General features: G+C 47.6%; 12 protein-coding genes and 8 tRNA genes. 5 read left to right on the top strand and 15 right to left on the bottom strand.

What is annotated here, in order from left to right:
- Positions 1-13 precede the first annotated feature (13 nt).
- Positions 14-961, top strand: coding sequence for a ribose-phosphate pyrophosphokinase (locus L2712_RS15840; protein ID WP_033537742.1), 948 nt, complete (start codon positions 14-16; stop codon positions 959-961).
- Positions 962-1,038: 77 nt separating this feature from the next.
- Here the strand turns inward: L2712_RS15840 and L2712_RS15835 are convergent, their stop codons facing one another.
- From L2712_RS15835 to L2712_RS15765, 15 genes are all read right to left on the bottom strand, one after another.
- Complete coding sequence (locus L2712_RS15835) at positions 1,039-1,446, bottom strand: hypothetical protein (protein WP_248978341.1); 408 nt, start codon at positions 1,444-1,446, stop codon at positions 1,039-1,041.
- Positions 1,447-1,458: 12 nt separating this feature from the next.
- Positions 1,459-1,926: a hypothetical protein gene (locus L2712_RS15830; RefSeq protein WP_248978404.1), complete on the bottom strand. Its 468-nt coding sequence runs from the start codon at positions 1,924-1,926 to the stop codon at positions 1,459-1,461.
- A 216-nt stretch (positions 1,927-2,142) separates the two neighbouring features.
- A complete protein-coding gene (locus tag L2712_RS15825; protein ID WP_248978340.1) occupies positions 2,143-3,510 on the bottom strand; it encodes a winged helix-turn-helix domain-containing protein in 1,368 nt (455 codons plus the stop codon).
- A gap of 180 nt (positions 3,511-3,690) precedes the next feature.
- On the bottom strand, positions 3,691-6,051 hold the full coding sequence (locus L2712_RS15820; protein ID WP_248978339.1) for a multiheme c-type cytochrome: 2,361 nt from the start codon (positions 6,049-6,051) through the stop codon (positions 3,691-3,693).
- An 853-nt stretch (positions 6,052-6,904) separates the two neighbouring features.
- Positions 6,905-6,989 (bottom strand) — tRNA-Leu (locus L2712_RS15815).
- A 54-nt stretch (positions 6,990-7,043) separates the two neighbouring features.
- Positions 7,044-7,118: transfer RNA gene (locus tag L2712_RS15810), tRNA-Gln, on the bottom strand.
- Between the two features lie 47 nt (positions 7,119-7,165).
- Positions 7,166-7,250 (bottom strand) — tRNA-Leu (locus L2712_RS15805).
- A 136-nt stretch (positions 7,251-7,386) separates the two neighbouring features.
- Positions 7,387-7,463, bottom strand: a tRNA-Met gene (locus L2712_RS15800).
- A gap of 20 nt (positions 7,464-7,483) precedes the next feature.
- Positions 7,484-7,558, bottom strand: a tRNA-Gln gene (locus L2712_RS15795).
- A 25-nt stretch (positions 7,559-7,583) separates the two neighbouring features.
- Positions 7,584-7,658, bottom strand: a tRNA-Gln gene (locus L2712_RS15790).
- A 49-nt stretch (positions 7,659-7,707) separates the two neighbouring features.
- A tRNA-Leu gene (locus L2712_RS15785) sits at positions 7,708-7,792 on the bottom strand.
- 69 nt (positions 7,793-7,861) lie between these two features.
- Positions 7,862-7,938 (bottom strand) — tRNA-Met (locus tag L2712_RS15780).
- 268 nt (positions 7,939-8,206) lie between these two features.
- Complete coding sequence (gene ychF, locus L2712_RS15775; RefSeq protein WP_033537337.1) at positions 8,207-9,298, bottom strand: redox-regulated ATPase YchF; 1,092 nt, start codon at positions 9,296-9,298, stop codon at positions 8,207-8,209.
- A 172-nt stretch (positions 9,299-9,470) separates the two neighbouring features.
- On the bottom strand, positions 9,471-10,058 hold the full coding sequence (gene pth / locus L2712_RS15770) for an aminoacyl-tRNA hydrolase (protein ID WP_033537336.1): 588 nt from the start codon (positions 10,056-10,058) through the stop codon (positions 9,471-9,473).
- Positions 10,059-10,208: 150 nt separating this feature from the next.
- Complete coding sequence (locus L2712_RS15765; protein WP_346347572.1) at positions 10,209-11,402, bottom strand: FAD-dependent oxidoreductase; 1,194 nt, start codon at positions 11,400-11,402, stop codon at positions 10,209-10,211.
- Positions 11,403-11,589: 187 nt separating this feature from the next.
- On the opposite strand from L2712_RS15765, the gene L2712_RS15760 reads away from it, so the two are divergent.
- The 4 genes from L2712_RS15760 to ybeY all read left to right on the top strand — a co-directional run bounded on the left by L2712_RS15760 (position 11,590) and on the right by ybeY (position 15,139).
- Positions 11,590-11,892 (top strand): hypothetical protein, encoded by a 303-nt coding sequence (locus tag L2712_RS15760; protein WP_248978338.1) that lies wholly within the window; start codon positions 11,590-11,592, stop codon positions 11,890-11,892.
- A 98-nt stretch (positions 11,893-11,990) separates the two neighbouring features.
- Complete coding sequence (gene miaB / locus L2712_RS15755) at positions 11,991-13,415, top strand: tRNA (N6-isopentenyl adenosine(37)-C2)-methylthiotransferase MiaB (RefSeq protein ID WP_033537334.1); 1,425 nt, start codon at positions 11,991-11,993, stop codon at positions 13,413-13,415.
- A gap of 217 nt (positions 13,416-13,632) precedes the next feature.
- Positions 13,633-14,676 (top strand): PhoH family protein, encoded by a 1,044-nt coding sequence (locus tag L2712_RS15750; protein WP_033537333.1) that lies wholly within the window; start codon positions 13,633-13,635, stop codon positions 14,674-14,676.
- Positions 14,666-15,139, top strand: coding sequence for an rRNA maturation RNase YbeY (gene ybeY, locus L2712_RS15745; protein WP_248978337.1), 474 nt, complete (start codon positions 14,666-14,668; stop codon positions 15,137-15,139). Before L2712_RS15750 ends, ybeY begins: the two co-directional genes overlap by 11 nt.
- The last annotated feature ends 1 nt before the right edge of the window (position 15,140 follow it).

Here is a 15,140-nt window from a genome sequence, read left to right as displayed (position 1 = left end):
TGAGGTCCATACAGTGCCTGACATTAAACTATTTGCCGGTAACGCCACACCCAGTCTCGCAAAGAAGATAGCAGATCGCCTATTTTGTAAACTCGGAGACGCTGAGGTTGGCGTTTTCAGCGACGGTGAAATCAGTGTCCAGATTAACGAAAATGTACGTGGGGCGGATGTGTTTATCATTCAATCTACTTGTGCACCTACTAACGATAACCTGATGGAACTTATCGTTATGGTAGACGCGTTACGTCGCGCATCTGCTGGCCGTATTACTGCGGTTATTCCTTACTTTGGTTATGCACGTCAAGACCGTCGTGTTCGTAGTGCTCGTGTACCTATTACCGCTAAGGTTGTCGCCGACTTCCTATCAAGCGTTGGGGTTGACCGCGTACTGACTTGTGACCTGCACGCCGAGCAGATCCAGGGCTTCTTCGATGTACCTGTTGACAACGTATTTGGTAGCCCAGTGCTGCTTGAAGATATGCTAGCTAAGCAGCTAGACAACCCTGTTGTTGTCTCACCTGACATTGGTGGTGTTGTCCGTGCTCGCGCCGTCGCTAAGCTACTGGACGATTCTGACCTGGCAATCATCGATAAGCGTCGCCCACAGGCAAACGTTGCCCAGGTGATGCATATCATAGGTGACGTACAAGGCCGTGACTGCATCATAGTCGACGACATGATCGATACCGGTGGCACACTATGTAAAGCCGCTGAAGCCCTGAAAGAACACGGTGCAAACCGCGTATTTGCTTATGCTACTCACCCAGTATTCTCGGGTAACGCAGCTAAGAACATCGCAGAGTCTGTGATCGATGAAGTGATCGTTACCGACACTATCCCGCTGAGCGAAGAGATGGCGGCGCAGGATAAAGTGACTCAGCTGACTATGTCTAGCGTGATGGCCGAAGCGATTCGCCGCGTAAGCAACGAAGAGTCTATCTCTGCGATGTTCAAGCACTAATCGCAAGCTTGCTGCTTAACGAAAAAAGCCACTCAATTGAGTGGCTTTTTTGTGTCTATCATAATCACATATATGGGTTAGTGAACCGCGCGCCGCAAAGCGTCGTCACGAACCAGAAGTGTTAGTTCATAGGCGATAGCACGGCGCAGTTTCACTAACCAGCCAGTGACCTTGTCCATGTCGACGTCACAACTTTTAGTGCAACCTTCGCGTTTGGCATCAAGCAAGGTAACGGCAATTCCCTTATCGCTTTCAACAAGCTCAACATTGATCAGATAAGTTTTGTAATTAAGCCTAGCGAAACGCTTGTCTCCCTGGCGCTCAAAGACCCAATGATTACGGGCAACGGCTTTATCCAGCATGTCATCATAATCGCTCACATAGCTCCCCAGTGGAATGGGATCTTGATAGATGTGCAGGCCCTCAGCCTGTAGCGGGCTGATAAGACTTAGCGTTAATAGCATTCCAAATGTTATCTTCTTCATCTTCATCCTTCCCTAACGCATTTGCAGCTGTCTGGCTATGCTGGCCCTAAGATTTTTAATGTAGTTGTAATAGCCGCGACCATTTTTATAGCAGATCCCATCGATGAGATTGGCGCACTGATAATCTCCTAGCGCGTCCTGATACTTGAGCTGCACCAAAGACTCATCGTATTCGATACGCATGACGTTAGTGTCGCCGCGATAGTCGAAGCGCGCCAAGATATAGCCCTCGCCCTCACCATCATACACCCAGGCGAAGCCCTTGGTATTGAGCATGCCCATCAAGATGGCGTAGCGAATCTTTTCTAGCCCTAGGTTATTGGTCTCTATCTCTTGGTGTACGGCGCGAATATAACGATCTGAAGATTTTGGTTTGACGCTCTGCTTTATCGATAAGACACTGGGCTCGGCCAGTACAAATGGACTTAGGGTCAGCAGGCTAAGGCCACAGAGTAAGGTTTTAAGGCTCAAGGTATTCACTCCCTGTGATAAAAAACTCATGCTATCACAAGGCGCTAGCAGCCACCAGCAGCCGACTATTCGCCCTAGCAGAGCCAGATAAAAAACCGTTTCATACTCTGAGGTAAGCTGAAACAGATACAGGCGAGAGATTTAAGATCCTAACGGACAGACACGAAAAAGCCTGTCACTTGGACAGGCTCATTACATCAATATTATCACTCGGTTCGATTATCGTTAGAGTGACACCAGCTCTCTGTGAGCCCATACCATAGTCTCACCCCATAACGGCAGCATCCACACACCGCTATCATCATCTTGATAAAGCTGCCTTAACACCATTTGCTCGTTTTTCAATACATGCTTACGGATCTCACGATAGATGGTTGCAGACTCTTTTGATATCTGTTGTGGGCTAGTAAATGAATGGTCTTCTACATCTACAAGGAAAGTGCGAACAGTTTTACCATCGACTTCACTTTGCGTCACCTTAAACTCACCACTAAACTGATAACGAATAGAGATCTCTTTCAACATATCATCGGTGATACATGCAGCTGCAACCATTTTACCTCGGTTTGCAGAATCAAATATCATTGATAAACGAACATCTGCACGAACCACATTCTTACTATCTGAATAGTAGTAAACATCTGCTCTATAAACATCTTCAACTAGCCCCTTATCTGCGGGTGAAAATTTATCTAAAAGGATATTGTTGTAAGTCACTTGTTCCATTCTGAGCTTGGTATCAGCTAACCATTGGATATCGAGTGGTGGAGTTAGGTTATTCACGGCACTGACTAAATTGAGTGGCTGTTTGTCAATACAACTACCGTTAAACTGGTTACATAATGCCACCGATTCATAACGGCCATTTTCAAATGTAAACAACTGTTTTTCACTCGAGTTGTTGAAAATATTGTCATAATTAAACCAATTATCACCCACATTTTCTGTAGCTATGTTTTTTGCTTGGTCATCTAATTGCACTGTATGTAACAAGGATTGGTTTTGAGCCAGTAAAAAAGGTTTTGCAGTAATCGATGCCACTTCGGGTTCAGCAAGTAAAGAAAGGTCATTAACTATAAGCTTTAACCCACCAGAAAAGTGCAGCCCAATAATTAGCGCGGCAATAAGGCTAATTGCTACAATACGATAGAGCATGGACTTAAGCCTGCTTACACTCTTGGTCGGATAAGCTGTTGCCTTCCCCTCGCGAGTCGTAGCCGTTAATGAATGATATGATTCTTGATTACTTAGAGAACTTACATTAGCAGGCGATGCAGGTGTTACTGCTTCTACCGACTCAATAATGCACAAGCTGTATCCGTAACGCGGGATATTTTTTATTTCAATGTCTGTTTTTCCATGCAACTTTTTTCTTAAGCTACTCATGCATTGAGTCAATGATGAAGGCGCAACGACTCTGCCTGGCCAGCCGGCGGCATTTAGAGTCTCTTTACTAACCACCTCACCTACATTCTTGACTAAGCTTTTTAGTACTTCTAATTCAGAGAGCGATAATGCACAACGAGTAGAAAGTTTAGTATCGACTAACTCTCTAGCATCTAAATCAATCATTAAAAATTCTGTAATTTTCACAACCTAACCCTTACTACTTTTAGCAGCCCCCAATCAGTATTCTACGGCACTTTATTAATCCTAAATCTGACATAATGCTGAGTTCCAATTAAACAATTGACGCTTTGTTAATATTTGTGATCCCCGTAAAAAAAGACCCTAGCAAAAAACTAGGGCCAAAAATATTGCAGGATGAAAACTTTATTTCAGGTTATGTGATTCCTTGAGGTTATTTAAATCATGACACACAGCACATGACTCTTCGCCTGTGTACTGACCGAGCTCCACACCAAACTGTGCCCCATTTTGTTTCATATGACTCACAACATCTTTACGCACCTGACGACGATCTTCGCCCTCTTTGGCCGCACGTTTACCGTGACAGCTTAAACACACTGCCGCAGTTGGCGATACGAAAGCATCGGCAACAGCATCGACGGCATAACGTTTATTACCGCTAGTGTCTTTACCATTTGCAGGGTCTAGACCGTCATAAGTATCCATGTAATCAAGGTCAAGCGCTAACGGCTTACGCCCTATTAGATATTTAGCATCAAAGCTGTCACCAATATGACACTTGGCACAGTTTGCTAAATCTGCTGAGTATTCGACATTACGTCTCCAGCCTTCACCACTTTGATTAGCACGGTTATTAGCATGCATAGCATGAATCCATACCTTCTGATCGGGGTGGCTCATGGTCAACTGCTCAACGTAATCATCATCACCTTGCTTCGTCTGTGAATTTCGGATGACCTGAGTCGGCATATTGTTGGCGTTATGACAAGCTACACATTCTTCAGCTGCATTCGATGCAGTGGTCCAATCACGTTCACCGCGTGGCATCAAATTCTTCATCATAATCATTGGGTCTAAAACACCGTCGCCATCGGAGTCAACTGAACCTGAAGCGCAGGTGGTCCCAAAGTAAGTACTATCGTTCTTAACCACAGAATGACAGCTACGACAATTAAGCGTCATTTGCACGAAACCTTCTCCTGAGGTAGTCGTACCATGACAGTCCCCACAAAGCTCATTGGTAACAATCTGGCGACGTGGGCGCTCTTCAAGCAACCCTTGCTTATTGAAGAAGTGTTGCCAGTTGTAACCCGCAGCGCCGTTACTCCAATCAGTCTTACCATCACAGTCCTGAATGGTTTCACCATCTTTGTCGATACAGAACCAGATCCGCGGCGTCACCATACCGTAGCTAGCGTTAAGGTCGCCGTCGAAATCATCTTCAAGGTCAAATGGGCCTATCTCAAACGTCGTCTTTCCATTTTCATAGTTAAGTACGATTGGCTCGTCTACGTAACCAGGGAAGTTCTCTTTGTTAGTGTGAACCCGCAGAACCTTGCCACGCTCCATGCCCATATCTTGCCCACCCCAGTTGATATAGAACTCGGCGTAGTACATATACTTAACCAGATCCAACTGCTCATTACGGCTATTGCCATCTTTATCTAAGATGTCGACAGTTAATTGCACATAGCCAGTCTTATCGGTATCTAAGTTAGCATCGATGTTGGCTTTGGCTTCTGGAGCATCAACCATTCTGGCGTCGGTCACAGTCAGATGAAGGTTTTCGCGACGCTCGTTCTGGCCCTTGTAGGTAGACAAATGCACCATCTCAAGAGTCTCTGAGGTATGACAGTTAGCACATTGTGCATTGTCCTGATATGGCCAATGACCAATGCCTTCCTTGAAATTGACGTCACTATGACAAGTAATACAAGTTTCTTGGGTTGGAACGTTTTTCCAGTTTGCAAAGTCAGTGGCTTGCTCATTTTGAGAGTGACAATTATCACAACCACCAACAGGCGCAGAGATCACACCGATATGAACTTCATGCGCTAACATTGGAAATACTTTGCTGATATCACTGACTTTGTTGTCAGCATGGCAAGAAGCACAAGTTTCTACTTCAGTGTATTTACCACCATGAATAGTAAAGCCGTCATGACAACTTACACAGTTTTGGTTGTTGACCACATTCTTGGTATATAGTGGCTCTAAACCTTGGCCTCTAAAGTCATAATGCATATTGGCATAGCTTAACTCTGTTGCACCAACGGCTTCGCCACCGGTTCTTACCACTAGTCTTAGTGTCTTTTCATCGGAAATGGTAAAGGCAGTTTCTGCAGTAACGTCTTTTTCAAAGCTATAGGTATACGTTCCGTCTTGATTATCTACCAAGCTACCACACTTAGCGTACTTGCTGGCGGGACATGCTTCTGAGCTAAGCAGCTTCCAGTTGTTAGCATCTCCTTCAGTGCCTTCCTCAAGGCCAGAGAGTATAAAACCAAATTTTTCTAAACCAACAACAGGAAGGTCTTTTTCGTTGGTCACGGTGAACGTAATGTCAGACTGTGTTCCAACGACTATCTTATCAACCGCTACCGTTAATGCTTTAGCATCCGTTGCAACAGGGAACCCTGGTTGACCTGGAGCACCTGGTTCACCATCTTTACCATTTTGTCCATCATCTCCAGAACAACCCGTTAAAGCCAGCCCAATGAAGGCTGCTAAAGCAGTAACTTTTATATCGACTCGTTTCATCATCTGTTCAACTCACTTTTTTATTTAGCCCTCTTTATTGAGGCAAGCGAAATGTAACTAACCGAGTGCAATAAAAGTGTGACGGTCTCGGTTGCATTTTAGAACAAATTACTCAACGAGAAATACAGCACAAACAAAGGCCAAATTGTTAACAATCAAGCCGACACATGTTAAAAAAACCACTCACCCCTGCTGTGAAAATGTTAACCCAGACAAAAAAAGCGTGACTGTTAGCACTAAAACGGCTAACAAAAGTTAACAAAAAGGTGATTTGTTACCAAGCACTAGGATTTAAAACCTGTTTGCAATTATCCCACCGATAATTTAATACCGTCACTCAAGAAGAGTGCATCGCTCCTGACTCTGAGCACAGCATGTAATGACGTAATTTTGAGAGCATTCTTTGCTGAAGTAAGCAGACAGCAACACATCTAACAGGCGAGTTTTAGCGCTTCCTTTACTGTATTAACTAACTTGAATCTAGTTCAGTTATTCAAATCGCCTGTAACAATCAATAGTGTATTCATTCAGTTTTCATACCTAATGTATTTCTCACTCCCCCGCTATAGGTAAGATGTTGCATAGAGGGATTAAGGAAGCGCTAGGGTAACGCAGAGAGCATCTAACGACGATAGATGGGGGTCATCTGGAGATAGGTCAACACATTGAGTTATTACTGCGGATACCAAAGCAGAAGTGCATTGAATGAGCTTGCATTAAAAGCGCTAAACGACCACAGAGTAATTACAGCTTCATACTGATTGATATATCTTAATTTCAGAAGTCCTCAACATCCCTTTAAATTTTAGACACAAAAAAGCCTGTCACTTGGACAGGCTTTTTTGTGTCTAAATAATGGTACGGGAGGAGAGACTTGAACTCTCACACCTTGCGGCACCAGAACCTAAATCTGGCGTGTCTACCAATTCCACCACTCCCGCATCGATTTACATCTGATCAGATGGCTTAGTTTTACATCTTAAGCTAGATAAAAATGGCTGGGGTACCAGGATTCGAACCTGGGAATGCCGAGATCAAAACCCGGTGCCTTACCGCTTGGCGATACCCCAACAAGCTTGGCTCAGATTACAGGCTAAACCTATAACCTAAAAAATAATGGTACGGGAGGAGAGACTTGAACTCTCACACCTTGCGGCACCAGAACCTAAATCTGGCGTGTCTACCAATTCCACCACTCCCGCACTGCATCTAGTTTTACATCCTGATAAAGATTCTAGTCATATGTCTGAACCACTAAGGGCTCAACTAACTAGCAAACCTCAAGTTTTACATCTCGAGCAGATGGCGCCGATAACGGCGGATTTACCTAGAATAAGATGGTAGCTATGGCGGGACTTGAACCTGCGACCCCAGCATTATGAGTGCTGTGCTCTAACCAGCTGAGCTACATAGCCACATTTATCTTATTGATAAATGGCTGGGGTACCAGGATTCGAACCTGGGAATGCCGAGATCAAAACCCGGTGCCTTACCGCTTGGCGATACCCCAAAAACATTGTAAGCGAGAAAGAATATGGCTGGGGTACCAGGATTCGAACCTGGGAATGCCGAGATCAAAACCCGGTGCCTTACCGCTTGGCGATACCCCAATCAATCTTGCTTAAGACTAAAAGTAGACAACCTCTAGTCAAAAATAAATGGTACGGGAGGAGAGACTTGAACTCTCACACCTTGCGGCACCAGAACCTAAATCTGGCGTGTCTACCAATTCCACCACTCCCGCACTGCTTCTAGTTTTACATCTTGAACAGATGGCGGCGTATGCCACAATCAATTTTACATCTTGAATAGATGGTAGCTATGGCGGGACTTGAACCTGCGACCCCAGCATTATGAGTGCTGTGCTCTAACCAGCTGAGCTACATAGCCATCAATATTTCGCGCCCCTCTTGCTGAGGAACGGGGCGTATTATGCTTATTCAGCGTAGGCAGGTCAACAGCTTTTTTTCGCTAATTTAAACTATCTAAGCCGTTCGCCTATAAACTCACCAAAGTGGCCAGGCCTTATGCAATTTCCCCCTTAAAAGCGAAGATTTGCGGCTATTTTGCCCCTTTGTTAAAACAAAAACGGCCCGATATCACTACCGAGCCGCCTTTATGTCATCTACTTCTAGGGCGCCGAACTCGGCGCTAGATGCTAGACATTAAAGAGGAAATGCATCACATCGCCATCTTTAACCACATAGGTCTTACCTTCGACACGCAGTTTACCCGCTTCTTTGGCGCCGGCCTCACCCTTATAGGCGATAAAGTCATCATAAGACATGACTTGAGCACGAATAAAGCCACGTTCAAAGTCAGTGTGGATCACGCCAGCCGCTTGTGGTGCACAGGCGCCCACAGGCACAGTCCAAGCTCGAACCTCTTTCACACCCGCAGTAAAGTAAGTATGTAGGTCCAGCAACTGGTAACCGGCGCGGATCACGCGGTCAAGACCAGGCTCTTCCAAACCAAGATCGGCCATAAACTCGTCGCGATCATCAGGATCCATTTCGGCCAACTCAGATTCGATGGCGGCGCACACAGCAACCACAACCGCATTCTCTTTCGAGGCGATCTCACGTACCACATCCAGGTGCGGATTGTTTTCAAATCCATCTTCGGCAACGTTGGCGATATACATGGTCGGCTTCAACGTCAGGAAGTTAAGATAGTTAACTGCCGCCAGCTCTTCCTTGGTCAGATCCATAGAGCGAAGCATATGCCCTTCATCTAACACAGGGCGCATCTTTTCAAGGACACTTACCTCAAACTTAGCATCTTTGTCACCGCCTTTGGCGCGCTTTTGCTGACGTAAAATAGCACGCTCGCAAGAATCTAAGTCGGCCAGCGCTAATTCAGTGTTGATCACTTCGATGTCGCTAGCTGGCGACACCTTGTTAGCAACGTGCACGATATTGTCATCTTCGAAACAACGTACCACGTGACCAATCGCATCGGTTTCACGAATGTTAGCCAGGAACTTGTTGCCCAGACCTTCCCCTTTCGAGGCGCCAGCAACTAAGCCAGCGATGTCGACAAATTCCATGGTGGTTGGCAATACACGCTCAGGATTAACGATCTCCGCCAGGGCCTCCAAACGTGGATCGGGCACAGGCACTACACCCGTGTTAGGTTCGATCGTACAAAACGGGAAGTTAGACGCTTCGATACCCGCCTTAGTTAAGGCGTTGAACAGTGTCGATTTACCTACGTTTGGTAGGCCGACGATGCCACATTTAAAACCCATATATTTACCTTTATTCAATTAATCTTATCGCCTGAGCGATAATGAAGCTGTTCACTGTCGAATTCTTGGCTCTACCAATCACAGTAAATAAGTGATCAGTCATAGCACTGAAAAACACAGTTATCGAGCGTTTTAACAAGTTAGAAAGCTCAGTTATTTAGTACGATTGGCATTAACCTGCCTTGTAAGAGTGCAACCTGTGCATCGCCTTACTCATATCTTCTTTAAAGAGGATCTCAGTCGCCCGCACCGCCTCATCAACCACCTCTTCTATGAGGCGCTGTTCGGTTTGTGGCGCCTTGCCCAGCACATAGTTGCTGACCAAGCTCTTGTCCCCTGGATGACCGATACCGATACGTAATCGATAGAAGCCTTTGTTATTCGCCAGCTTGGCGATGATATCCTTGAGGCCATTATGCCCCCCATGCCCACCACCCAGCTTAAACTTAGCCACACCCGGCGGCATGTCCAGTTCATCATGGGCCACCAAGATCTCCTCGGGTTCGATGCGAAAGAAATTCGCCAAGGCCGCTACCGACTTACCGCTAAGGTTCATAAAGGTGGTCGGGATCAGCAGGCGTACATCTTTACCATAGAGGGTGGCTCTGGCGGTAAGGCCATAGTATTTGCTGTCGGCAACTAAACTCACGCCACACACTCGCGCTAGCTCGTTGACATACCATGCACCTGCGTTGTGCCGAGTCTGCTCATATTTATCGCCCGGGTTAGCTAACCCGACAATCAGCTTTATGTTGCTCATCTCACTCTAGTCCATCTCGCAAGTGCCAATAAAAAACGCGGCATTTTAGCACTCAATCGAGCCAGCAACAAATTTATCCCGAGCCCAGAGAATAAGGGGGCTAAACGCCCCCAAAGTCTGCTTTATTAGAGAAACCCTGATCTGAACATCTTAAAGCCCCAAGGCGTACTTGAGCACTTTCTGCTTGATGGGACCGTCGATATTGGCAAGTTTGAGGGCGCCGTTTCGCAGCACTTTTAATGGCAACAGATTGTTGCTAAAACCTGCGTAGAAGAGATCCATGGTGGTCATCATCAGCTGGTTGTCGCTATAGCGTTTACATTGGTAATTCTTGAGCACTGCCCTATCCCAGCAGCATTTATGATTGGCAATAGCATCGGCAAAAGTGTCGATAAGGGCGCTGACATCCTTAAAGCCCAGGTTAACCCCTTGACCGGCTAGCGGATTAATGGTGTGAGCGGCATCACCCAGGATCACCAGATGATCATCATAGTAACGCTGAGCATGACGTCGGGTCAGCTTAAAGCTGCCCTTCGAGAGCACCTTAAACTCCCGCGACAGGCGTTTAGGAAAGTGAGCATCTATCTGCTCAAAGAGCGCCTGGTTACTCAGACTTTGTAGCTGTGCAATGCGACTGGCATCGTCATACCACACCAAAGAGGCATGTTTGCCCGGTAGCGGCAGTAAAGATCTTGGTCCTTTCGGGGTGAACTGTTGCCAGGTCACATCCTGCTCTTCTTGCGCTGTGGCAATATTAATCAGCATAGCCGACTGGCCATAGTCCCACCCAGTAACGCCAATACCCGCCCACTGACGCACCTGAGAGTTGGCACCATCGGCGCCGATTAATAGACGGGTCTCTATCTCGCAGCCATCCTCTAGTTTGACCCGAACGCCTTCATCCATGCGCTCGAATTGACTCACCTTAGCCGGACAAAGCAAACTTAACTGCTCATGTTGCTCAAATTGCTGCCACAAGGCTAATTGCACCAGACGGTTCTCGACGATATGACCCAGGTGAGAGGCGCCAATCTGGTCGCTATGAAATTGGGTGATACAAGCATCGAGCTCCCAGGTTTCCAGCCCCTTGTAGGCGACCTGCCGCATCTCGCCAAGCGACGCTAGGGCCCCTAGACGCTCAAGCAACTGCTCTGACGCCACACTGATCGCCGAAACCCTAAGATCTAAAGCCTGTTCACTGTCATAAGCCTGCGGCGCATAGGCCTCAACCACAGCTACAGACAGGCCAAGCTGCGCCAAGCCAAGGGCGGTTGCCGCCCCCACCATACCGCCGCCAATGACGACGACATCTTTTACTAAGGTCTTGCGCTGGTTCTGACTCACCTTGAGTTCGACTCCCTACTTCTTTTATTACCAAATATGTCACTTGGGCGGATTGCGTATATAAATGTTACCAGCACGGCTACTGCTCACACTCAGTTACAAAGCCAGGGGGCAAGCCTGAGCTATGCCCCCTACACTCTCACCTCAAAGCAATCTTTACCACTTACTGAGTGTCATGGAGTGTCCGATGAAAAAGTTAATGATAGCTAGTGTATTCACCGCATCAGCCCTGTTATCTAACCTGGCAGGTGCTAGCGTCACCTCCCAAATGGAGACGATGACTGTAACCTATCGTAACTCGCTCGATTATGCCCTATATCAATATACGATTGAATTAATGAGCCATTATAGAGCCGAGATCCGAACAAGCATACAACGACAAGCTAAAAACAGCAGCCAGGCGATGGCCGAAGCATTTTTTGCACAGGACACGCCCAGACAGGTCGCGCTAGTGGATTTCCCGGCTGAGCAAATGGCGCGCGCAGAGTAAATTCACGCTTATGACGCGCAAAAGCTAGCCAGCGGAGTGCTCAGAGGGTAAAATGTCGCGCTATTTTTCCCAGTAGTTGCAACAACGGCGCAAAACTGATGAGTAAGAAACTCCACATTAAAACCTGGGGCTGTCAGATGAATGAGTATGACTCATCAAAGATGGCCGACCTACTCGACGAATATCAAGGCTATACCTTGACCGAAGAGGCAGAAGAGGCAGATGTCCTACTGCTAAATACCTGTTCGATTCGCGAAAAAGCACAGGAAAAAGTCTTTCACCAGCTGGGGCGCTGGAAGACGCTAAAAGATAAGAACCCTAACCTGATAATAGGTGTAGGTGGCTGCGTGGCGTCTCAAGAAGGTAAGGCGATCAAAGACAGAGCCCAGTGTGTCGACCTGATCTTCGGTCCACAGACGCTGCACCGCTTGCCTGAGATGATCGAGCAGATCCAACAAGGTGGCAAGGCGGTTATCGACGTCAGCTTCCCCGAAATCGAAAAGTTCGACCGTCTGCCTGAGCCGCGCGCCGAAGGCCCAAGCGCCTTCGTCTCCATCATGGAAGGCTGTAGCAAATATTGCTCTTTCTGCGTGGTGCCTTATACCCGCGGTGAAGAGGTGAGTCGTCCGGTGGACGATGTGATCCTTGAGATCGCCCAGCTTGCCGAGCAAGGCGTGCGCGAAGTGAACCTGCTAGGCCAGAACGTTAACGCCTATCGCGGTGCGACCCATGATGACGATATCTGTACCTTCGCCGAGCTGCTGCGTTATGTGGCCGCCATCGATGGTATCGATCGTATTCGTTTCACCACCAGCCACCCTATCGAGTTTACCCAAGACATCATTGATGTATATGAGGATACGCCTGAATTGGTGAGCTTCCTGCACCTGCCGGTGCAGTCGGGTTCGGATCTCATTCTCACCCAGATGAAACGTGGCCATATGGCGATCGAATACAAGTCGATCATTCGCCGTCTGCGTAAGGCAAGACCTGATATCCAAATCAGCTCTGACTTCATCATCGGCTTCCCAGGCGAGTCTAAGCAAGACTTCGCCGATACCATGAAGCTGATTGAAGATGTGCAATTCGACCACAGCTTCAGCTTCATCTACAGCGCGCGTCCGGGTACACCGGCAGCGGATCTTCCCGATGATGTGTCGCTGGAAGAGAAGAAGGAACGTCTGGCGATCTTGCAAGACAGGATCACCCAGCAGGCAATGCGCTACAGCCGTCAGATGCTCGGCACAGTCCAGCGTATTTTGGTAGAAGGCCCTTCGGTGAAAAACCCGATGGAGCTGCGCGGCCGCACCGAAAACAACCGCGTGGTCAACTTCGAGGCTGACCCTAAACATATTGGCAGCTTCGTCGATGTTGAGATTGTCGATGTGTTTACCAACTCACTGCGTGGCAAGTTCATTCGCGGAGAAGATGAGATGGATTTGCGCCGCGACCTGCGCCCATCTGACATCTTGGCCAAGCACAAGAAAGATGACGACCTCGGCGTGACTCAGTTTATCCCGTAACCGTGATCAGCTAACAGCAGACAAGAAGCGACCTTAATCGGGTCGCTTTTTTATTGCTGCCGCTTTGTGCTTGGCGCTACGCTGACTTACCGAGCGTATAACTTCAAACAAATAGCGTTAGCAATTAAACTTAATGCCTCGTAAACTGTCTCTATAGTCTGTTGAGGTTAAGCCTCACGAGATATGCTTTAACGACAATCTGCAACTGGAGCTATTTTTGTCAAACAAACTCACTACGCTCAATCTGTATCTAGAGCCTTCTGATACCCGTCGACTCGCGTCACTATGCGGTCCCTTTGATGACAATATCAAACAACTCGAGCGCCGCATCGGTGTAGAGATCAACTACCGCAACAACCACTTTCAAATTGTCGGTCAGGCGCGTAACTGTCTAACGGTCAATAATCTGCTCAAAGAACTCTATATCGAGACACAACCGGTACGCGGCAGCACCCCAGACCTGGAACCCGATAAGGTGCATATGGCAATTCAGGAGGCGATAGCCCTGGAAGCCGAGGCGCCCCGCGACGATAAAGAACTCTATATCAAGACCAAGCGTGGCGTGATCAAGCCCCGCAACCCGAATCAAAGTGAATATGTGGCCAATATTGTGCGCCACGACATCAGCTTTGGTATCGGTCCTGCTGGTACAGGTAAGACCTACCTGGCAGTCGCTGCGGCGGTCGATGCCCTGGAGCGTCAGGAAGTGAGACGCATCTTGCTAACCCGCCCGGCAGTTGAAGCGGGCGAGAAGCTGGGTTTCCTGCCTGGCGATCTCAGCCAAAAGGTCGACCCCTATCTGCGCCCCCTATATGACGCCCTATTTGAGATGATGGGCTTCGAAAAGGTGGAGCGCTTAATTGAGCGCAGCGTGATTGAAGTTGCGCCACTGGCCTACATGCGTGGTCGCACCCTTAACGATGCCTTTATCATCTTAGATGAGAGCCAAAACACTACGGTAGAGCAGATGAAGATGTTCCTTACCCGTATCGGTTTTAACTCCCGAGCGGTGATCACAGGCGATATCACGCAAATTGACCTACCTAAGCATCAAAAGTCAGGCCTACGCCATGCTATCGAGGTATTGAGCGAAGTCGATGAAGTGAGCTTTAACTTCTTCCAGGCCAAGGATGTGGTACGTCACCCTGTGGTGGCCCGTATCGTCGAAGCCTATGAGGTTCACGAACAGAAGGTGGCCAGCGAAAAGGCCAAGCGTGAGAGCCAATTTAGGGCTGAGGAACCAAAGCACCATGACGCCTGATACCCCCTTAATTCTTAATCTGGATCTACAACTCGCCACAGAGGCTAGCGAGGTACCGACTCAGGCGCAGTTTGAGTCTTGGGTACGCCTCGCTCTTGGCAATACTATGCCAGAAGCCGAGCTGACTATTCGCTTGGTGGATGAGGCTGAAAGTCAGCAGTTAAATCATACCTATAGAGGCAAAGACAAGCCGACAAATGTGCTATCATTCCCGTTCGAGTCTCCACCAGAGGTCGAACTGCCACTACTTGGCGACTTAGTCATCTGTGTGCCTGTGGTTGAACAGGAGGCAAAAGCGCAAGCAAAAAGCCTCGAAGCCCACTGGGCTCACATGGTTGTACATGGTTGTCTGCATCTGCTAGGGTATGATCATATCATTGATAACGAAGCAGAAGAGATGGAGTCTTTAGAGACTCAACTTATTGAAAGCTTGGGGTTTCCCAATCCTTACAAGGAGCAATAAT

It is taken from the genome of Shewanella marisflavi (assembly GCF_023283925.1).
Taxonomy (GTDB): domain Bacteria; phylum Pseudomonadota; class Gammaproteobacteria; order Enterobacterales; family Shewanellaceae; genus Shewanella; species Shewanella marisflavi.
This window is presented reverse-complemented; position numbering and strand designations above follow the sequence as displayed.

Excerpts from the sequence above, each read along its gene's own strand:
- ychF (WP_033537337.1), bottom strand. The coding sequence starts at position 9,298 with ATGGGTTTTAAATGTGGCATCGTCGGCCTACCAAACGTAGGTAAATCG.
- ybeY (WP_248978337.1), top strand. The coding sequence starts at position 14,666 with ATGACGCCTGATACCCCCTTAATTCTTAATCTGGATCTACAACTCGCC.
- L2712_RS15820 (WP_248978339.1), bottom strand. The coding sequence starts at position 6,051 with ATGATGAAACGAGTCGATATAAAAGTTACTGCTTTAGCAGCCTTCATT.
- L2712_RS15835 (WP_248978341.1), bottom strand. The coding sequence starts at position 1,446 with ATGAAGAAGATAACATTTGGAATGCTATTAACGCTAAGTCTTATCAGC.
- pth (WP_033537336.1), bottom strand. The coding sequence starts at position 10,058 with ATGAGCAACATAAAGCTGATTGTCGGGTTAGCTAACCCGGGCGATAAA.
- L2712_RS15760 (WP_248978338.1), top strand. The coding sequence starts at position 11,590 with ATGAAAAAGTTAATGATAGCTAGTGTATTCACCGCATCAGCCCTGTTA.
- miaB (WP_033537334.1), top strand. The coding sequence starts at position 11,991 with ATGAGTAAGAAACTCCACATTAAAACCTGGGGCTGTCAGATGAATGAG.